This is a genomic window from Streptomyces sp. WM6378 (assembly GCF_001279695.1).
In the GTDB taxonomy this organism is placed as follows: domain Bacteria; phylum Actinomycetota; class Actinomycetes; order Streptomycetales; family Streptomycetaceae; genus Streptomyces.
Genome location: NZ_LGDD01000094.1, coordinates 1 through 18,911, shown reverse-complemented (window position 1 = coordinate 18,911; position 18,911 = coordinate 1). Strand labels below are relative to the sequence as shown.

The 18,911-nt window shown below is 72.6% G+C and carries 17 protein-coding genes; 8 read left to right on the top strand and 9 right to left on the bottom strand.

The genetic code is table 11. From position 1 onward, the window contains the following. Positions 1-26: 26 nt before the first annotated feature. A complete protein-coding gene (locus tag ADK54_RS10700; protein ID WP_053725339.1) occupies positions 27-1,466 on the top strand; it encodes a dihydrolipoyl dehydrogenase family protein in 1,440 nt (479 codons plus the stop codon). Positions 1,467-1,472: 6 nt separating this feature from the next. Here ADK54_RS10700 and ADK54_RS10695 read toward each other — a convergent pair whose 3' ends face one another. From ADK54_RS10695 to ADK54_RS10685, 3 genes are all read right to left on the bottom strand, one after another. Next, entirely contained in the window at positions 1,473-2,483 is a 1,011-nt protein-coding gene (locus ADK54_RS10695; protein WP_053725338.1) for an SDR family NAD(P)-dependent oxidoreductase, read from the bottom strand. 65 nt (positions 2,484-2,548) lie between these two features. Then, positions 2,549-3,274, bottom strand: a complete 726-nt coding sequence (locus tag ADK54_RS10690) for a rhomboid family intramembrane serine protease (RefSeq protein WP_159047726.1) — start codon at positions 3,272-3,274, stop codon at positions 2,549-2,551. 64 nt (positions 3,275-3,338) lie between these two features. Then, complete coding sequence (locus tag ADK54_RS10685) at positions 3,339-4,559, bottom strand: MFS transporter (protein WP_053725336.1); 1,221 nt, start codon at positions 4,557-4,559, stop codon at positions 3,339-3,341. A gap of 60 nt (positions 4,560-4,619) precedes the next feature. Between ADK54_RS10685 and ADK54_RS10680 the strand changes: the two genes are divergently transcribed. From ADK54_RS10680 to ADK54_RS10665, 4 genes are all read left to right on the top strand, one after another. Further along, positions 4,620-5,594, top strand: a complete 975-nt coding sequence (locus ADK54_RS10680) for an ArsR/SmtB family transcription factor (protein ID WP_053725335.1) — start codon at positions 4,620-4,622, stop codon at positions 5,592-5,594. A gap of 31 nt (positions 5,595-5,625) precedes the next feature. After that, complete coding sequence (locus tag ADK54_RS10675) at positions 5,626-6,099, top strand: GNAT family N-acetyltransferase (protein WP_053725334.1); 474 nt, start codon at positions 5,626-5,628, stop codon at positions 6,097-6,099. A 295-nt stretch (positions 6,100-6,394) separates the two neighbouring features. Then, positions 6,395-7,651 carry a phosphodiester glycosidase family protein gene (locus tag ADK54_RS10670; RefSeq protein WP_078966275.1) on the top strand — a complete coding sequence of 419 codons (1,257 nt, stop codon included), beginning with the start codon at positions 6,395-6,397 and terminating at the stop codon, positions 7,649-7,651. Positions 7,652-7,877: 226 nt separating this feature from the next. Continuing rightward, on the top strand, positions 7,878-8,435 hold the full coding sequence (locus ADK54_RS10665) for an MgtC/SapB family protein (RefSeq protein ID WP_078966274.1): 558 nt from the start codon (positions 7,878-7,880) through the stop codon (positions 8,433-8,435). Here the strand turns inward: ADK54_RS10665 and ADK54_RS10660 are convergent. Next, on the bottom strand, positions 8,398-9,444 hold the full coding sequence (locus tag ADK54_RS10660; protein WP_053725332.1) for a M4 family metallopeptidase: 1,047 nt from the start codon (positions 9,442-9,444) through the stop codon (positions 8,398-8,400). The two genes, ADK54_RS10665 and ADK54_RS10660, sit on opposite strands and share 38 nt — an antisense overlap. 158 nt (positions 9,445-9,602) lie before the next feature. Then, positions 9,603-10,430, bottom strand: a complete 828-nt coding sequence (locus tag ADK54_RS10655) for a hypothetical protein (protein WP_078966273.1) — start codon at positions 10,428-10,430, stop codon at positions 9,603-9,605. A gap of 343 nt (positions 10,431-10,773) precedes the next feature. On the opposite strand from ADK54_RS10655, the gene efeU reads away from it, so the two are divergent. Both efeU and efeB read left to right on the top strand, forming a co-directional pair. Continuing rightward, positions 10,774-12,861, top strand: a complete 2,088-nt coding sequence (gene efeU, locus ADK54_RS10650; RefSeq protein ID WP_053725330.1) for an iron uptake transporter permease EfeU — start codon at positions 10,774-10,776, stop codon at positions 12,859-12,861. 44 nt (positions 12,862-12,905) lie between these two features. Continuing rightward, positions 12,906-14,177, top strand: coding sequence for an iron uptake transporter deferrochelatase/peroxidase subunit (gene efeB / locus ADK54_RS10645; RefSeq protein WP_053725329.1), 1,272 nt, complete (start codon positions 12,906-12,908; stop codon positions 14,175-14,177). 25 nt (positions 14,178-14,202) lie between these two features. Here efeB and ADK54_RS48255 read toward each other — a convergent pair whose 3' ends face one another. The 4 genes from ADK54_RS48255 to ADK54_RS10625 are packed head-to-tail and all read right to left on the bottom strand — an operon-like array spanning position 14,203 to position 17,661. After that, positions 14,203-15,150 carry a M56 family metallopeptidase gene (locus ADK54_RS48255; RefSeq protein ID WP_053725328.1) on the bottom strand — a complete coding sequence of 316 codons (948 nt, stop codon included), beginning with the start codon at positions 15,148-15,150 and terminating at the stop codon, positions 14,203-14,205. Between the two features lie 3 nt (positions 15,151-15,153). Beyond that, the gene (locus ADK54_RS10635; protein WP_053725327.1) at positions 15,154-15,537 is read right to left on the bottom strand and encodes a BlaI/MecI/CopY family transcriptional regulator; all 384 of its coding nucleotides are present in this window, start codon (positions 15,535-15,537) and stop codon (positions 15,154-15,156) included. A gap of 58 nt (positions 15,538-15,595) precedes the next feature. Beyond that, entirely contained in the window at positions 15,596-16,345 is a 750-nt protein-coding gene (locus ADK54_RS10630; RefSeq protein WP_053725326.1) for a polysaccharide deacetylase family protein, read from the bottom strand. Then, entirely contained in the window at positions 16,342-17,661 is a 1,320-nt protein-coding gene (locus tag ADK54_RS10625) for an MGDG synthase family glycosyltransferase (protein WP_199826925.1), read from the bottom strand. Before ADK54_RS10625 ends, ADK54_RS10630 begins: the two co-directional genes overlap by 4 nt. Before the next feature lie 350 nt (positions 17,662-18,011). On the opposite strand from ADK54_RS10625, the gene ADK54_RS10620 reads away from it, so the two are divergent. After that, the coding region (locus ADK54_RS10620) for a pirin family protein (protein WP_053725325.1) at positions 18,012-18,911 on the top strand (900 nt) is incomplete at its 3' end.

Here is an 18,911-nt window from a genome sequence, read left to right as displayed (position 1 = left end):
AGTACACCGCACACCAGACTGTGCCTATGACCGAAGCCGAGGAATACGACGTGGTGGTGCTGGGTGCGGGACCGGTCGGCGAGAACGTCGCCGACCGGGTACGGGCGGCCGGCCTGAGCTGCGCGGTGGTGGAGAGCGAGCTGGTCGGCGGCGAGTGCTCGTACTGGGCCTGCATGCCCAGCAAGGCGCTGCTCCGCCCGGTCGTCGCCCGCGCCGAGGCGCGCCGGGTGCCGGGACTGCGCCAGTCGGTGCAGGGCCCGCTCGACGCCCGGGCTGTCCTCGCCCACCGCGACGAATACACCTCCCACTGGAAGGACGACGGCCAGGTCGCCTGGCTCGACGGCATCGGCGCCCACCTCTACCGCGGCCACGGCCGCCTGTACGGCACCCGCAAGGTCAGCGTCACCAGCCCCGAGGGCGAGCACCACGTCCTCACGGCCCGGCACGCCGTCGCCGTGTGCACCGGCAGCCGCGCCCAGCTGCCGGACCTGCCGGGCCTGGCCGACGTGAACCCGTGGACCAGCCGCGAGGCCACCAGCGCCCAGGAGGTGCCGGGTCGGCTCGTGGTCGTCGGCGGGGGAGTGGTGGCCGCCGAGATGGCCACCGCCTGGCAGGCGCTCGGCGCCCAGGTCACCCTGCTGGTGCGGGGCGAGGGGCTGCTGCCGAGGATGGAGCCCTTCGCGGGCGAGCTGGTCGCCGACGCGCTGCGCGAGGCGGGCGCCGAGCTGCGCACCCACACCTCGGTCACCGACGTCGTACGCAATGTGGCGACGGGCGCGGTGACCGTGTCGGTGCGCGGCCCCCAAGGAGACGAACGCCTGGAGGCCGACGAGATCCTCTTCGCCACCGGCCGCGCACCCCGCACCGACGACATCGGCCTGGAGACCATCGGCCTCGCCCCCGGCTCCTGGCTGCCCGTCGACGACTCGTGCCGTGTCGAGGGCAGCGACTGGCTGTACGGGGTCGGCGACGTGAACCACCGTGCGCTCCTCACCCACCAGGGCAAGTACCAGGCCAGGATCGCCGGGGCGGCCATCGCCGTGCGCGCCGCCGGGACGCCGGTCCTGGAGAGCGACCGCTGGGGTGCCCACAACGCGACCGCCGACCACGTGGCCGTCCCCCAGGTCGTCTTCACCGACCCGGAGGCCGCCTCGGCCGGGCTCACCCTGGCCGAGGCGGAGGCCACGGGCCGCCGGGTGCGCTGCGTCGACTACGACATGAGCGGCGTCGCGGGCGCCGGCCTCTACGGCGACGGCTACACGGGCCGGGCCCGCATGATCGTCGACGAGGACCGGGGCGTCCTGCTCGGCGTCACCTTCGTCGGGCCCGGCGTCGGCGAGCTGATCCACTCGGCGACCGTAGCCATCGCGGGCGAGGTACCCGTGGAGCGGCTGTGGCACGCGGTCCCGTCGTACCCGACGATCAGCGAGGTGTGGCTGCGCCTCCTGGAGACGTACCGGGGCTGAAGCGCGCTAGGCCGCGAACGCGTCGACGCCGGTGAGCTCGGCCGACAGCGCCCACAGCCGGGCCGCCTGCTCGCGGTCGGTCGCGTGCGGGCGGACCCCGCTGGTGAGCGCGTCGTGGTCGAGCTCACCGTCGACGGCGCCGACCGCGCCCGCCGGCGCGTGCTCCGCGATGTCGCAGTCCTCGCAGTAGACGCCGCCCAGGCCCGCGAGCTGCGCGGAGGTCGCCGCCCACACCTGGGTGGCCGCGCCCTGCTCCGGGGTCTTGAAGTCGAAGGACCAGTTGCCCTGCGCGTCCACCCAGCCCGCGGCGATCCGCTCCTCGGCCGAGACATGGCGCACCAGCGGGGTGTGGATCTCGCCGGGGTGCACCGAGAACGCCCGCACGCCCGCGTCCCGGCCCAGCGCGTCGAGGTGCACGGCGAACAGCGCGTTGCCGGTCTTCGCCTGCCCGTACGCCTGCCACTTGTCGTAGCCGCGGGCGAAGTGCGGGTCTTCCCAGCGGATGGCGGAGAGCTGGTGGCCCCGCGAGGAGACCGCCACGACCCGGGCGCCTCCGCCCGCAGCGAGCGCCGGCCACAGCCGGTTGACCAGCGCGTAGTGCCCGAGGTGGTTGGTCGCGAACTGGGACTCCCAGCCCGGCCCGACCCGGGTCTCCGGGCAGGCCATGACGCCTGCGCTGTTGATCAGGATGTCGATGAAGCGCCCGGAGTCCAGGAACCGGTCGGCGAAGGCGCGCACGCTGTCGAGGTCGGCGAGGTCCAGCGTGTCGACCTCGACGCCGGCGATCCCGGCCACGGCCGCCTCGGCTACGTCGAGCCGCCGGGCGGGGACCACGACGCGGGCGCCCGCACCGGCGAGCGCGCGGGTCGTCGCCAGGCCGATCCCCGAGTAGCCGCCCGTGACGACCGCGAGCTTCCCGGTGAGGTCGGTCCCGGCCAGTACGTCCGCGGTGGTGCTCCGGGCCCCGAAGCCCGATCCGATCTTGTGCTGAGGGGTGTGCTGTTCTGAAGTCGTCATGGTGACGAACTTAGGAGTTGAAGTGCACTCTCAGTCAACTCCACTGCTCCGTACGGTGCTTGGCGTCAGTGGCCCTCCAAGTCGCTCTCCGGTTGCGGCGCCTGCTTGGGCTCGGGCGCGATCCCCCGAGCGGCCGGCTCATCGGCGACCGGCTGCCACACGAGCGGCCAGCGACGCTGGACGAGGGCCGCGATCAGGCCGGCGACGATGCCGGTGATCATGGGCTCGCCGTGGCCGTCGCCGAGCAGCAGCAGGACCGCGCCGTCGACGACGACCGCGGCGGCCAGCAGGTAGTGGCGCCTGCCGGGGCGGATGAGCAGGGCGAGCCCGGCGATGCTGGTGGCGAGCCGGAAGGTCAGGCCCGAGTTGCCGCCGCCGGGAGGCCCGTGGACCAGGAAGGTGTCGACGCTGAACACCAGCATGAGGGCGGGCACGAACGCGAGCAGCATGCGGGTGCCCCACACGCGCTCGGCGGCGAAGCCGATGAGAGCGAGCACGAAGAGGTTGAACGCGGTTCCGCCGACCCCGCCGTCCTGCACCATGAACGAGGTGTACACCCGCCACCACTGGCCGTGGTCGATGATCAGGTCGGAGTCGCGGTGCAGGTTGTCGTAGATCCCCGGGAACGCGAACTGGAGCAGGGAGGGGATCGCCACCAGCAGCCAGAGGCCGATGGCCACCTTCGGTGGCCTGCGCAGGCTGAACGTCCGCTGCGGCAGCCCGTCCATGACCTTCATGACCAGGACGATCATTAAGACGTACAGAGCGGGCGACAGAAAATGGTCGGTCATGACCCTTATCTACCCCGTGTCCCCCCTGTCCTCCCGACACCACGCGATATCGGCCACGCCTCCCTCACGCCTCGGACAGCCGCTGCGGTGCGGGGCGCCCGCCCTCAACAGGGCTGCGGGGCCCGTGAATTCGGCCTGATCCCGCCGCGAGGGCGAGCGTGACGGTGATCGATGCCGCAGCCGTCACCGCCATGGCCGTCCCGGGCGAGGTGTGCTGGGCGACCGCGCCCGCGAGGGCCGCGCCGATGCCCTGGAAGGCGAGCATCCCGCAGGAATGCAGCCCGAGAGCCTGGCCCGTCATGCCCTCCGGGACCAGCGCCACGAGCCGTTCCTGCTGAAGCAGGCTCGCCGCGTATCCGACGGAGGCCAGCGACACGGCCGCGACGGCGAGCGGCAGGGGCGGGTGCAGGGCGAGTGCCGGGTAAGGGACGGCGAGCAGCAGCAGAAGGGGAACGGGAAGCCGGCGGCGCCAACTCGCGCTCAGGAACCGGCCGGTGACGGTGTCTCCGGCCAGCATGCCGACAGCCGCCGCGGCGAACAGCAGGCCCGCGTGATCGGGCGCGTAGGGCACGAAGAGGGACTCGCAGCCCACGATCAGGCCGTTCGGCACCCACAGGCCGAGATAGAGGAGGCGGCGCGAACTCGACGCCCACAGGCGTGAGTTGACGCGCCAGGTCTCGGCTGCCGACGGGCGTCCCGAGGCCCGGGGTGGCCGACGGGCGAGCCGCAGGCGGGCCACGGCCGCGGCGATCACGTACAGGACCGCGCCCGCGAGCAGGGTGCCGCGCGGGGAGAGCGCGGCCACCAGGACGCCGCCGACGGCGAACCCGCAGATCTGCAGGGCGCCCGCGCTCATGTTGAGCACCGAGCGGCCCAGGAGATAGCGCTCTCTCGGCAGGATCTCGTCGAGCAGCCCGTAGCGCACCCCGCCGCCGACCGAGGCGACCAGGCCCTGACAGAGCAGGACCGCGAAGACGGCGCCGACGGGCAGGCCCGGGACGGCGAGCACGGCGGTGCTCGCCGCGAAGGCCAGCGCGATCGCGGCCGTCGCGGCGCGCGGCGGCAGCCGGTCGGCCGCCGACATCAACAGGCTCGCGCCGATCACCTGGGTGAACGAGGCGCCGAACATGCTGAGCGCGGACAGGAGTGGGGAGGCGGTCGCCGCGTAGACGAGGGTGGCGAGCGCCAGGCCGCTCACCGTCGCCGCGGCGACCTGGGCGCAGGAGACGAGGAAGAAGGGGGTGAACTCCGGTGTGCGCAGGAGCTCCCGGTAGGTGGTGGGCATGGCGGGGAGTCTTCGGGGCCGCGCGGCGCGGGCGTTACTGTTTCGCGGGGAGGCGAAACCATGGGGTGGTGGCAGGTCGGCGCGGACACGCTCGCGGGCAGCCGGTTCGTGGTCTCGCCGCTGGCCGAGACCACCGCGACCCTCTTCGCACTGCTCGCCCCGACGGCCCGCCACCCGGGCGAGCGGGCCTGGCTCGATGCCCAACTGCCCGCGTTCCAGGCCTTGTTGGCGGCCGACCCGGTCACGGCCCAGCTCGTACGTGCCGTGCGCAGCGTCCGCTGGACCGCGGACTACCTCGTGCCCACGCCGACCGGCGACGGCGAGCGGTCCTTCTCCGAGGAACTGGCCGAGATCCGCGAAACCCCGGCCGCGACCGTGCACGCCGATCTGGCCGAGACGATCGGCGGCCCGCTCCCTGCCGTGTTGCGCCGCGCGGATCTGGCGCACCGCACGGCGGACCTCCTGGAGTGGCTGTGGACGAACGTGGTGCTCCCGGACTGGCCGCGCCGCCGCCGGATCGTCGAGGCCGACATCATCGCGCGCACCGGGCAGCTGGGCCGGGGCGGCTGGGCCGCGGTGCTCGACGACATGCGGCCCGGGATGCGCTGGCTCGGCGAGAGCCGCCTCCAGATCAACGTGTACGACCATCCGCCCCAGGACATCTCGGCGGCCCGGCTCCTGTTCCTGCCGGTCACCCCGCGCCCGTGCTGGGTGACCTGGGACGACCGGGGTCACTACGCCGTCGTGTACTCCTGCACGGGCGCGCTCGCCGAAGCGGGCCGGACGGCGGCGCCCGGGGCCCTGGGCGCGCTGCTCGGACCGGCCCGCGCGGGCGTGCTCGTGCTGCTCGACGCCCCGAAGAGCACCAGCCACCTGGTGGCGCTGACCGGCCAGGGCCTCGGCTCGGTGGGCCGGCACCTCAAGGTCCTGCTCGACGCCGGCCTGGTGGGACGGCGCCGCTCGGGCCGGTCGGTCCTCTACTACCGGACCCCGGCCGGGGACGTCCTGGTCTCGGCTCCGGGCGGCCGGGGATGAGGCGGACGGGCTCGTGAGTAATACTCTCCCCATGAATTCACGTGTTACGGATCAGGAGAGCGGGGTGAGCGTCCGGCGGGCGACCGCGCGCGACGCCAAGCGGCTGACCCGCCTGGTGCGCACCTCCAGCGCCTACGAGGGCCCGTACGCGCCGATGATCGCCGGGTACCGGGTGGGCCCGGACTACATCGAGACCCATGAGGTCCACGTCGCCGTCGGGCCGGACGGCCGGGTGCTCGGCTTCTACGCGCTGATCCTGAGCCCGCCCGAGCTGGACCTGATGTTCGTCGCGGACGACGCCCAGGGCCTCGGCATCGGCCGCCTCCTCATGGCCCACATGAAGCGCGAGGCGCAGGCGGCCGGGCTCGACAGCGTACGGATCGTCTCGCATCCGCCCGCCGAGGGCTTCTACCTCAGCGTGGGGGCGAGGCGGACCGGCACCGTGACGGCCAACCCGCCCGCCGTGATGTGGGACCGTCCGGAGCTCGAACTCCCCATTTCCTGAAGGTAGTTGGTGGTTGGGGCTGCGTCGCGTGCGACGCCGGCGAGGCATCCGCGGCATCGCTGTCCGGCAGCCGCCCGGCATCCGGGCCGGATGAAACCCCGTCACTTCACTCGGTGAGCGCGAGTCCGGGGCGGCCGGAAGGTAATCCGGTCGCCTGACCCCGGTCGATATGTGAGATAAGCCCGCTTAGGTTGTGAATCGGCATGGCAGACCGCTCACGGCTGCCGCCCGCGGAGGAGTGATACCTCCGTGCGATGGGGCCGCGAGGTCCCGAGAAGGCCGAGATGAGGGCGACATGGCGCACAGGGCGGGACGGCCGGAGGGCAGCGGCGTTCAGGGAGAGGGGAACGGACCGGACGCGGCGGCTCCCCCCGGCGCGGCAGCGGCCGGCCGACGACGCCGGGGGCCGGGGAGGTCCCGGGGTGCCCTGACGCCACATCAGCTCAAACGCCGCAAGCTCGCCACGCGCGGCGCACTCGCGGTGGGCCTGCTGTGCGTCGGCGCGGTCGGCTACTCGGTGGGGGAGGCGCTGACCTACCCCGGCGACGACAGCACGGCGGCCCGCCTGGCCGGCTGGGCCCGCGAGCACGAGCTGGGCACGGTCGTCGACAAGCTGGAGAATCTCCAGTACGAACTCGACCCGCCCCAGGTCGGCGGCTCCCTGCCGAGCGCGGCGCTGGCCCGCATGAAGGCGACGGCCCCGGCGATGCCGGTCCACCACCACGAAGTGCCGCTGCGCGCCTCGATGCCGCCGCTGGTCACCCCGGCCCTGCCCGGCGAGGGCGTGTGGCGGGTGCTGAGCACGGCGCACGGCGAACCCGTGGTGCAGGGCACCTACGTACGGCCCGACAGCGACCACACCTCCTACCAGGCGGCCGTCGCCTGGATCAGCGGCAAGAAGGCGCGCTTCGAACTGCACCCCGGAGTGCGCGAGCCGGGCGGCACCTTTTCCGTGCCGCCCAACATTCCGGAGGGTAAGCGCACCGGTCTCCTCGCCACCTGGAACGGCGGCTTCAAGGTCACCGACGGCGGCTCGCGCGGCGGCTTCTACCTCAAGGGCGAGACGGCGGGGGACTTGCGCGACGGCGCGGCGTCGGAGGTCTTCTACAAGGACGGCTCGATCGGGATCGGCAAGTGGGGCCGCGACATGCGGATGACGCGCGACGTGGTCGGCGTGCGGCAGTGCCTGGAGCTCATGGTCGACAACGGCAGGGTCGTGCCGGAGATCGACATCGACTCCAAGTGGGGCGCCACCGACCAGAGCCGGATGTTCGTGCCGCGATCGGGGGTCGGGGTGACCGCGCAGGGTGACGTCATCATGGTCGTCGGCCAGGCCCTCACCGCCCGCACGCTGGCCGAACTCATGCATCAGGCGGGCGCGGTGCGCGCGATGCCGCTCGACATGAACCGCGCCTGGCCCTCCTTCATGAGCTACGACCCCACAAACAACCCGGCCGACCCGAAGCCCACCAACATCCTCGACTTCGAGAACCCGCCGGAGCGCTACTACAACCAGGCGACCAGGGACTTCGTCGCCGTATACGCGAAGTGACGGGGGCGCTATTTGCGCGGATGTGCAAATAGGCGTACGGTCGTCCGGTAGCCACGAGGAGCACGGGAAGGGGGTGAGGACATGGAGCGAAGTCGCAGCAGTGCGGACCGGCATCGGCCGCGAGACCCCCTGTCCCCACACCCCTCCGGCCCGCGGTAGCGCCGTCCTCGGCGCGCCGCGCGGTCGGCGCGTCCGGCCGGATCCCGGCCGGGTGAGAGGAGCTCCCATGTCCACCCTCACCACCTTCGACTTCGCCCTGCGGCTCGCCGTCGGCGTCTGCTGCGGCGCCCTGATAGGCATCGAGCGCCAATGGCGCGCCCGCACCGCGGGGCTGCGCACCAACGCCCTCGTCGCCGCCGGGGCCACCCTGTTCGTCCTCTACAGCGAGGCGGTCGGCGACGAGAGCAGCCCCACCCGGGTCGCCTCCTACGTCGTCTCCGGCATCGGGTTCCTCGGCGGCGGCGTCATCCTGCGCGACGGAGCCTCCGTGCACGGCCTCAACACCGCGGCCACGCTGTGGTGTTCGGCCGCGCTCGGGGTGCTCGCCGCCTCGGGCCGGATCGACCTCGCGCTGCTCGGCACCGCCACCGTGCTCGCCGTACACCTGCTGCTGCGACCGGCCGGGCGGCTGATCGACCGCGCGCCCGCGCCCCGGCACGACCCCGAAACCTCCGAGGTCGAGGACGTATGCGACGAGGTGCGCGCGACGATTCCGTGCGACCGGCCGGTCGTCGGCAGGCCGTCCGTCAGGCTGCCGGCACGCCGACCTGGGACCAGGCCTTGAGCACCGCCTGAATCTCGTCGCCGTCGCCGAACAGGCTGCGCGCGGACGCCGCGGTCAGCCGCGCGAAGTCGGCGAACTGGGCGTTCGCGCCGAGCTCGCCGCCGGTGAGCGTGGCGTACCAGATCTTCCCGGCCCGCTCCCAGGCGTTGCCGCCCAGCGCCGTGGCCAGCAGGTAGAAGGCGTGGTTGGGGATGCCCGAGTTGATGTGCCCCCCGCCGTTGTCGCGGCTCGTGCGCACGTAGTCGTCCATGGTGGCCGGCTGCGGGTCCTTGCCGAGCTGCGGGTCGTCGTACGCCGTGCCGGGGGCCTTCATCGAGCGCAGCGCCTCGCCGTGGATGCGCGGGCCGAGCAGCCCGGCGCCGATCAGCCAGTCCGCCTGGTCGGCGCTCTGGCTCAGGGCGTACTGCTTGATGAGCGAGCCGAACACGTCGGAGACGGATTCGTTGAGCGCGCCCGACTGGCCGAAGTAGTCCAGGTTCGCGGTGTACTGCGTGACGCCGTGGGTCAGTTCGTGGCCGATGACGTCGACCGGCAGCGTGAAGTCGAGGAAGAGCTCCCCGTCGCCGTCGCCGAACACCATCTGCTCGCCGTTCCAGAAGGCGTTGTCGTACTTGTCGCCGTAGTGCACGCTCGCGATCAGCGGCAGTCCGGAGTCGTCGATGGAGTGGCGCCCGTACGCCTTCAGATACAACTCGAACGTGGCACCGAGGCCGGCGTGCGCCCGGTTGACGGTGGCGTCGGCCGAGGGCTGGTCGCTCTCGGAGTGCACCTTCGTGCCGGGCAGCGTCTCCTGGTGCCCGGCGTCGTAGATGGTGCGCTCGGGCTTGTCGGACGGGGTGCCGGTGGGTGCCGCGGCGCCGCGAACGGTGGTGATCCGGCGCTGGGTACGCAGCTGGGCGTCGTGCTCCAGGGTGCGGCGCGCGGGCCCGTACACGGCGGGGTCCTCGGCCTGGGCGAGCCGGTCGAGGACGTGGGGAGGTACGACGTGACAGATGGCGGGTTTGTTCATGGGCAGCAATGTGGCACGGAGTGATTGAACTGTCACCCGGTGCAGTCGAGTTGGCTGGAATGTGCCGTCCGGCGGCTGCCTCTGGCCTATGGGGCGGGGCCGTGTTACCGGCCCCGCTGGGTGGGGCGCTCGCGTGGCCGGGTGCTCGGTCGGCCCGGTCAGGGGGTCGGGTCGTCCTGCGGGGTGTCCTTGTGGGTCGCTGCCAGATAGCCGACCAGGGCTGCGATCGGGATGACCAGGGCCAGGGTCACCGGGCCCGTGCCCCAGCCCAGGCCCGCCCGGGTGGTCGGGACGCCCATCCAGTCGGCGAAGGACGCGCCGAGAGGCCTGGTCAGGACGTACGCCCACCAGAACGCGGCCACCGCGTTGAGGCCGAGATAGCGGCCGGACAGGGCGGGCACGGCGATCAGGGCGGTGAAGAGGAGGCCCGACGCGAGGTACCCGAGCTTCAGCGTGCCCGCCGTGAGGTCGCCGACCGCGGTGCCCAGGGCGAAGGTGGCGAGCACGGTGGCCCAGTAGAAGACCTCGCGGCGGCGGGTGCGGATGCTGTGGATCGACAGCGTCCGCTCACTGACGTACCAGGCGATCAGCACGGCGGCGAGCGCCAGGGTGAAGGCCACCGCGGACACCGCGTACGGGATGCCGGCCACGACGTGGACGACGTCGGCGGCCATCGTGCCGAACACGCTGACCATGACGATCGCCGACCAGTACGTCCAGGGCCGGTATCGGTCGCTCCGGAACTGCGCCAACAGCGCGACCACCAGACCGGCGAGCCCGAGGGCTCCGGCGGGAATGGGCCCCAGCGTGCGCCCCAGGTAGTCCGAGGCGGTCTCGCCCATGCCGGTCGTCAGCACCTTGACGACCCAGAAGACGGCCGTGACGGCGGGGACCTTGCTCAGGCCGGAGCCGGTCGGGGACATGGCCCAGTGGGGGTGTTCCTCCGGTACGGGCCTCGTCGTCGCCTCGCTGCTCGGCTGCCCCATGGTCGTTCCTGCCCTCCCGGCGCGGCCGCGCCCAGCCCCAACTGCCCCTGATTCAGGCATGGTTGGGCCAATGAGTCCGACCTGGCGGTGATTGCCGCCAAGTGAATGTCTACGGGACTGTAGACGATCGACCTGTGAGGTCTGCGGGGAGGGGTCGTCCGCCGCTTGCGGGTCGTGTGCGACGGTATGGAAGCGCGAGGTCCGGATCGGCCGGCCACCTGGGCCCCTTATGCCTTGGGAACCCCTTGACTACACCCGCGTAGACGGCTCACAGGCTCTTTGATTAAGGTATGCCTTCGCTAACTGAGGCGAGGCACGCCTTTGCAGGGCTGGGGAGAACGGCATGTGGGACGACGCGTTTCCAAGCTTCTTGATCGGATTGAGGGAAGGGCTTGAGGCGGGGCTGATCGTCTCGATCCTGGTCGCCACGCTCGTGCGCGCCGGGGCCAAGTCCCGCCTGCCGCAGGTGTGGACGGGAGTGCTCGCGGCGGTCGCCCTGGCGATGAGCTTCGGCGCGGTGCTCACCTTCACCGCCGCCAGCATGTCCGGAACCGCCCAGGAGGCGTTCGGCGGCACGCTCAGCGTGATCGCCGTCGCGTTCGTCACGGCGATGGTGTTCTGGATGCGCCGCTCCGCGCGCAGCCTCTCCGGCGAGATCAAGGAGAAGGTCACCGGGGCGCTCGCCATGGGCGCCGGCATGCTCGTCGCCACCTCGTTCCTCGCGGTGGGCCGCGAGGGCCTGGAGACCGCCCTGTTCCTGTGGACCACGGCCCGCGCGGCCGGCGAGTCCACGGGCCCGATGATCGGCGCCGGCATCGGCATCGTCATCGCCACCGGGCTCTGCTGGGGCCTGTACCGCCGGGTCCTGAAGATCAACCTCACGAAGTTCTTCACCGCCACCGGCGCCGTCCTCATCGTCATAGCCGCCGGAGTGCTCGGTTACGGCCTGCGCGACCTCCAGGAAGGCGGAGTGCTGCCCGGCAAGTCCGCGTACGCCGTGGATCTGAGCCAGAGCATCGACCCTGGCTCCTGGTACAGCACCCTCGTCCAGGGCGTGTTCAACCTGACGCCGACGATGACGTGGCTCCAGGTCGTCGCCTATGCCGGCTACCTCGCCGTGGTGATGACCCTGTTCGTACGGGGCGTGCGGACGGTCGCGGTGAAGCCCGCCAAGCCCGTGGCGCCCGCCAAATCGGCAGGGTCGGCCGAGTCCGCCGAGTCCGCCGAACCGGCCGCTGAGGGCAAGCCCGCCGAGCCCGAGACGGCCGCGTCCCGCCGCCCCGCCTGGGTGATCCCGGTCGCCGTGGTCGCCGTCCCCGCGGTCGTCGCGGGTGCGGTCGTCGCCCTCGGCGGTTCCAAGCCGGCCGATGCGCAGACCGTGGCCGTGTCCGAGAAGGACTGCGGCAAGGGCTTCACCGCGCCGAAGCCCGGCCGCCAGACCTTCCAGATGCACAACACCGGTGACAAGGCCTCCGAGGTCTATCTCATCGACCCCGCGAGCAACGCGGTGTACGGCGAGATCGAGGGCCTGGCCCCCGGCACCACCCGCGACCTGGTCGCCACCGTCGCGGGCGGCTCCTACGCCTGGCGCTGCGTGCCCACCGGCGGCAAGGCCGTCACCTCCGCGTCCGTACGCGTCAGCGGCGGCGCCGCGGGCAAGGCGGTCGTGCCGGTCTCCGAGGCCGACCTGGCCGCGCCCCTCACCTCGTACAAGCAGTACGTGAACCAGGGTCTGGCCACCCTGGTCGCCCAGACCAAGCAGCTCAGCGACGACATAGCGGGCGGCAACCTCGACGCCGCGCGCACCGACTGGCTCACCGCGCACCGTACGTACGCCTCGCTCGGCGCCGCCTACGGCACCTTCCAGGACTTCGACAAGAAGATCAACGGGCGCACGGCCGGACTCCCGGACGGGGTGAACGACAAGGACTTCACGGGCTTCCACCGGGTCGAGTACGGCCTGTGGCACGGCCAGTCGGCGAGTGACCTCGCCGCGCCCGCCGCCCGCCTCGCCGACGATGTGACGGGCCTCCAAAAGGCGTTCCCCACCCAGGACTTCGACCCGGCGGACCTGCCGCTGCGCACTCACGAGATCCTGGAGAACACCCTCCAGTTCGAGCTGACCGGCGACGCTGACCAGGGCAGCGGAACCACGCTCGCCACCGCCGACGCCAACCTCGCGGGAACGCGCGAACTCCTCGGCGTGCTGCGCCCCCTGCTCGCCTCCCGGGACGCGCAGCTGCTCCCCAGGGTCGACGCAGACATCGACCGCGTACAGAAACTGCTCGACTCGGTCCACCACGACCGGAGCTGGACGCCCGTCGACAAGCTGGACGCCGCCGGCCGCGCCCGCCTGAACGGCGCGACCGGCCAGCTCCTTGAGGACCTGGCCCCGGTGCCGGACCTCCTGGAGATCCGGAAGTCCGCCTGATGCCCGCCGAACGACCTGCCGCACGCCCCGAAGGGAACCCCGACATGCCCGCCGAAACCCCTGCCCCGCAAGGCGGCTGCCCCGCCGGACGGCGCTCGTTCGTCAAGACGGCCCTGGGCGCGGGCGCGGCCGGTGCCGTCCTGGCCGGCGGGGGATTCGCGCTGAGCCAGGCCGGTACCGGCGAGGCGCACGCGGCCGGCACCGCCGACTCGGGGAAGGTGCCCTTCCACGGCGCCCACCAGGCCGGCATCGTCACGCCACAGCCCGCGGCCGCCACCTTCGTCTCCCTCGACGTCATAGCCGACAGTCGGGGCGACCTCGCCGACCTGCTGCGCACCATCACCGAACGGGCCCGCTTCCTGACCGCGGGCGGCGCCCCCGCCGACCTCGGCGTCGGCGCCCCGCCGTCCGACAACGGCATCCTCGGCCCGGAGGTCCCCGCCGACGCGCTGACCGTCACGGTCGGCGTCGGCGCCTCGCTCTTCGACGACCGGTACGGACTCGCCAAGGCCAAGCCGGTCCGCCTCACGCCCATGCGGACCTTCCCCAACGACAACCTGAAGGCCGCCGAATGCCACGGCGACCTCTCGCTCCAGATCTGCGGCGCCCGCCAGGACGTGGTCCTGCACGCGCTGCGCGACATCGCCCGGCACACCCGCGGCGCCATGCAGATCAAGTGGCGCATCGACGGCTTCCAGAACGCGCCGCGCCCCACCGGCGCCCAGCGCAACCTGCTCGGCTTCAAGGACGGCATCGTCAACCCGGACGTGAAGTCCGTGCGCGAGACCGACCGGCTGATCTGGGTCGGCGACACGCTGGGCGAGCCGTCCTGGGCGGTCGGCGGCAGCTACCAGGTCATCCGCGTGATCCGCATGCTCGTCGAGTTCTGGGACCGGGTCTCGCTCACCGAGCAGGAGAAGATGTTCGGCCGCCGCAAGGACACCGGCGCCCCGCTGGACGGCGCGGTCGAGACCGACAGCCCCAACTACGCCAAGGACCCGCAGGGCAACGCGATCCCGATGGACGCGCACATCCGCCTCGCCAACCCCAGGACCCCCCAGACCGACAACACCCGCATCCTGCGCCGGGGTTACAACTACGACCGGGGCATCGACAACGTCGGCAACCTCGACATGGGCCTGGTCTTCTGCAGCTACCAGCAGGACGTCAAGCGGCAGTTCGAGGCGACCCAGGAACGCCTCATCGACGAGCCGCTCGTCGACTACATCTCCCCGACCGGCGGCGGCTACTTCTTCGCGCTGCCGGGCGTGAAGGACTCCTCGGACTGGCTGGGCCGGGGGCTGCTCGCGACCTGAGGCTCGGGCGGGCCCGGACAGGCTCTCAGCCCTCGTGGTGGTGATGGTGGTGGAGACGCCCGGCCGCGTACGCGTGGCCGGGCGAGGCCGTGTCGAAGAGCTGGTCCATGTCATTGGCGGACAGCGCCAGGCTGGAACAGCAGATCACCATCAGAAGCGCGTGTGCCACGACCAGATCGCGGCGCAGGGGCGGCGGCGGAGCGAGCAGCGCCCGTACGCGCTGCGGGACCGGGCCGCCGGTCGCGGCCAGCGAGCGTTGTGGGGTCCGCTTGGCCGCGAGAGCTGCCCGGGCCACCGCCCGCGCCACCAGCGACCGGTCGCCTACCAGCGTCCCGGCCTCCTCGTCCGCCCAGCGCTCCACCGCGAAACCCCCGGCCCGCGCCACCGGCCGCAGCATCGGATTGAGCGCCGCCGCCAGACGCAGCACCAGCAGGAACAGATGGTGGCGGTGGCGCAGATGGGCCCGCTCGTGGGCGAGCAGCGCGGAGCGTTCGTCGGTGGACAGCGCGCGCAGCATCCCGGACGAGATGACCACGCGCCCGGGCGAACCCGGCAGCGCGAACGCATGCGGTACGGGATCGTCAACCACCGCCAAATCACTGCCAGTTGGGAGCGCACCGCACTCCCGTCGGGCAGCCAGCCAGACCGCGCCCTGCCGCCAGGCGCTGACCGCGAGCGCACCCGCACAGCCGACGACGGCCAATGTGCAGACCGCGGCCACCAGCCAGTTGACCGGGGTGTGCGCGGCCACCAGACCGGGCGACCATTCGCCCTCCGCGGCCACGGCCGGGATCTGCGCGATGAGAGTGAAGGCCATCATGCCGAGCGCGGTCGCCGCGCCGACCGCCGCGACCAGCGAGGCCAGCGTCAAAAGCCAGGCGGCCATGCGCGGCGGCAGCCGGCCGCCGGCCCAGGGCGCCGCGAGCGCGAGCACCGCGCTGACCGCGAGGGGAGTGAAGAGGGCGACGCGCACCGCTCAGCCCTCCTTGTGCCCGCGCAGCAACTGCTCCAAGATCTCTTCGTCCTCGGTGCCGAGTTCGGACACGAACCGGGCGAGCACCGCGGCCCGGTCGCCGCCCTTCTCCAGGAGCGCCCGCATGCCGGCCGCGGCATGCCCGGCCTCGTCCCGCACGGGGGAGTAGAGGTAGCCGCGGCCGGCCCGCTTCCGGGTGACCAGGCCCTTCTCGTACAGCCGGGACAGAATGGTCAGGACGGTCGTGTACGCCGGATCGCCGGCGACGTGCTCGCGGACCGTACTGGCCGCCGCTGGTTCGCCGGCCGCCCAGAGCGCGGCGAGCACCTCGTTCTCCAGCTCACCGGGCGCCCGCCGCCCGGCCGTCCCGGCGCCGTCGTTCGCCACGTTCGTACCCCTTTGTTGCCGCGCTGATCCCGGTGGCCACCGGGTGGAGCCCAAGCTACTACGTGGCGTAGAGCCGGTCGCAGCCGTGGTCGCGCAGCGGGCCGGTCCGCCAGCCCCGGGCCCGCCAGGTGTCGAGGAGCGCGGGCAGCGCGGCCAGGGTGGTGCGCCACGAGCCCGTGGCGGAGGTGCAGTCGGAGTCGTGGAGCAGCACCGTGCCGCCGCCGCGCAGCGAGCCCATCACCGTGTCGTGCACCGAGCCCGGCGTGGCCCGGCGGCGCCAGTCCTCGCCCCAGGCCGTCCACAGCACGGGCGTGAGACCGAGGTCCCGGCAGGCGAGATGGGCACCCGTGCTCATCACCCCGTACGGCGGCCGGAAGAGGCGGGGGCGCTCGCCGGTGACCTCGCCGACCAGGTCGCGGGCGCGCGCCAGGTCGTCATGGGTGGCGCGCGGGCCGCGCAGGACCAGCGGGCGGTGCTCCCAGCCGTGTACGCCGATCTCGTGCCCGGCCGCGGCCATCTCCTTGGCGAGACCCGGCGAGCGGGCGAGCATCGAGCCGAGCAGGAAGAACGTCGCCCGCACGCCCTCCCGTTCGAGGAGGCGGAGGAAGTGCGGGGTCGACAGGTGATCGGGTCCGTCGTCGAAGGTCAGCGCGATGTGGTCGGGGTGTCCGAGGCCGGCGAGCCGGGGCATGGTGCGGTTGCGCAGCGGGCCGAGGGTGGACACGGCCGGCGCCGCGTGGGCGACGGCGAGCGCGGGCAGCGCCCCGGCGGCCACGACCAGCGCGGCCCTGGTGCTACGTGAGCTCACAGCTCGCACCTTTCGAAGAAGCTGTGGGCGAGGTGAGGCAGCCGCCCGCGATCGTTCTCATAGGCATGGGCGAGCGGCGCGCCGATTCCGAGCGAGAGGGTGACGGTCAGGGCAGAAGCCACCAACTTCCCTCTATGCCGGGCGAGTTGGGGTTTCGCCGTCGGGTTCGCGCGGGGGAGAGCCGCGTCGGCGATGACGGCAGCGGGACCGGGCGCCGTCGCGAAAAGAGCAAGCCCGGCCGCACGCTGGCGCTCCCCGAGAGGCCCTTTGACGAGATCCGACAGTACGGAGGTGAGCCCCTGCGGCTCCCGAATCCAGGCGGCAAGACCCGCCTCGTCGAGGGCGGCCGCATTGGTCTGCCCATGTCCCGGTATGCACCGGTAACTGGCCACGGGCAGCCCGCTGGCGAACGCTTCGAGAGAGGTGAGGCCACCCGCGTTCTGGACGAGGACGTCGCAGGCGCGCATCAGCAGCGGCATGTCCCCGACCCACTCGTGGACGTACCGGAAGCCGTCCGCACGCAACTGCTCGGCCAGCGCCGCGTTGCGCCCGCACACGACGACCGGCTCGGCAGCCGCGCTGTCCCGTATCTCCGCGGCGGACTCCCGCACCGGCCCGACGCCCCAGGACCCCGCCACCAGGAGGGCGAGCGCGGCATCGTGGGGGAGCCCGAACCGGTCCCGGGCGCCCCGGCGTTCGGCCTCGTCGGCCGCGGTGAAACGGGGCCCGGTCACCGGCCCGGTCACCCTCACACCGGCCGCGCCGAGCGCGGCCGCCTGTGCCGCTGGTACCGGATGCGCGGCGAGGTGCGCGTCGATGCCCGGGGCGACCCACAGGGGGTGCACGGAGAAGTCGGTGAGGTAGGTGAACGCGGGGACGGTGAGGCGCCCGCCGCGCCGCAGCGCGCCGAGTACCTGGCCGGCGAGCGGATAGGTCGACACGACCGCCCGCGTCTGTGGCCGGATCGTCCGGAGCGTACGCCTCTCGGCGCTGCGCAGCAGGGCGCGGATCGCGGGGCCGGGGGAGCCCGAGCGTTCGGTGACGGCGTAGATCCGCTGGTAGCCGGACGGCGCGCTGGTCAGCAGCCGGTGGTATGCGTCGGACAGGCCCCGGCCGAGCCGGAACGGCAGCAGATCCAGGAAGTCGTGCCGGTCCACCGCGAACCCGGCCGCCTCCAAACGCAGGGCGAGCGCATCGGCGGCACCGTCGTGCCCCGCGCCCACACTCGCGGAAACGATGGTGATCCGGCCGCCGGCGGGGCTGCCGTGAGGCGGGTGGGTGGGCCGGACGTCATCCGGGATGTCGCGACGGGGCACGGCCGGTCAGCCTCCTGAAGAGCATGCGGAACTCCGCCTCCCGCGGCGCCGCGACAGCGGGCCGGCGGGGGCTGCCACGAGAACCTACTACACGATGTAGAACGATGGGGAGCGGATGGTGGGGCATGAGGAGAGCGCGAGGTGAATGGCGTACGGCGGACGTCTCATGGGCGGGGCGGGGTTGGCCGGGCGACACGGGGCGGGCTTGTCGCCCACGAGGCGCCAACGGCCTCTTCCCGACGCCCGGCTGACCTGCCGAAACACGAAGAGCTGCGGGCCATCGGCGGGACCTGGCAGGGTTGTGCCGGGATCCTGGGGCTCCGTGCCCCGCGAGGGAATAGGTTGACCGCATGAGCAATCTCGATCGCCAGCCCGTGCTCTCCGTCTGCGGCGGACGCGGCTTCGTCGTGGCCGAGCCGGTGCGCGAGCTTCTCTCGCCCCGCACCGTGCAACTCGGCGAGTCCACCGAGGTGCGCAGGCTGCTGCCGAACCTCGGCCGCCGGATGGTCGGCGCCTGGGCGTTCGTCGACCACTACGGCCCCGACGACATCGCCGACGAACCCGGCATGCAGGTGGCGCCCCACCCCCACATGGGCCTGCAGACCGTGAGCTGGCTGCACCAGGGTGAGGTGCTGCACCGCGACAGCCTCGGCAGCCTGCAGACCGTACGCCCCCGGGAGCTCGGCCTGATGACCTCGGGCCGGGCCATCAGCCACTCGGAGGAAACCCCCAAGTCGCACAGCCGCTTCCTGCACGGAGCCCAGCTGTGGGTTGCCCTGCCCGATGCCCACCGCCACGTCGAGCCGCACTTCCAGCACCACGCCGATCTGCCGCACGCCACCGCACCGGGCATCGACGCGACGGTCATCCTGGGCGAACTCGACGGCGCCGCGTCACCGGGCAGCACCTACACCCCGATCGTCGGCGCGGATCTGGCCCTCACGGCCGGCGCCGAAGCACGACTTCCCGTGAACCCCGACTTCGAGTACGCCGTCCTCGCCATGTCGGGCGAGGCCCACGTGGACGACGTACCGGTCCTTCCCGGCTCCATGCTCTACCTGGGCTGCGGCCGCACCGAACTCCCCCTCCGGGCGACCTCCGACGCGGCCGTGATGCTGCTGGGCGGCGAGCCGTTCGAGGAGGAGATCGTGATGTGGTGGAACTTCATCGGGCGGTCCAACGAGGACATCCAGCAGGCCCGTTCGGACTGGATGACGGGGTCGCGCTTCGGTGAGGTGAAGGGGTACGAC

Coding starts and splice junctions, on each gene's coding strand:
- ADK54_RS10685 (WP_053725336.1), bottom strand. CDS start 4,559: ATGCCCACCACCTACCGGGAGCTCCTGCGCACACCGGAGTTCACCCCC.
- ADK54_RS10680 (WP_053725335.1), top strand. CDS start 4,620: ATGGGGTGGTGGCAGGTCGGCGCGGACACGCTCGCGGGCAGCCGGTTC.
- efeB (WP_053725329.1), top strand. CDS start 12,906: ATGCCCGCCGAAACCCCTGCCCCGCAAGGCGGCTGCCCCGCCGGACGG.
- ADK54_RS10675 (WP_053725334.1), top strand. CDS start 5,626: ATGAATTCACGTGTTACGGATCAGGAGAGCGGGGTGAGCGTCCGGCGG.
- ADK54_RS10695 (WP_053725338.1), bottom strand. CDS start 2,483: ATGACGACTTCAGAACAGCACACCCCTCAGCACAAGATCGGATCGGGC.
- efeU (WP_053725330.1), top strand. CDS start 10,774: ATGTGGGACGACGCGTTTCCAAGCTTCTTGATCGGATTGAGGGAAGGG.
- ADK54_RS10700 (WP_053725339.1), top strand. CDS start 27: ATGACCGAAGCCGAGGAATACGACGTGGTGGTGCTGGGTGCGGGACCG.
- ADK54_RS10665 (WP_078966274.1), top strand. CDS start 7,878: ATGTCCACCCTCACCACCTTCGACTTCGCCCTGCGGCTCGCCGTCGGC.
- ADK54_RS10690 (WP_159047726.1), bottom strand. CDS start 3,274: ATGACCGACCATTTTCTGTCGCCCGCTCTGTACGTCTTAATGATCGTC.
- ADK54_RS10655 (WP_078966273.1), bottom strand. CDS start 10,430: ATGGGGCAGCCGAGCAGCGAGGCGACGACGAGGCCCGTACCGGAGGAA.
- ADK54_RS10670 (WP_078966275.1), top strand. CDS start 6,395: ATGGCGCACAGGGCGGGACGGCCGGAGGGCAGCGGCGTTCAGGGAGAG.
- ADK54_RS10660 (WP_053725332.1), bottom strand. CDS start 9,444: ATGAACAAACCCGCCATCTGTCACGTCGTACCTCCCCACGTCCTCGAC.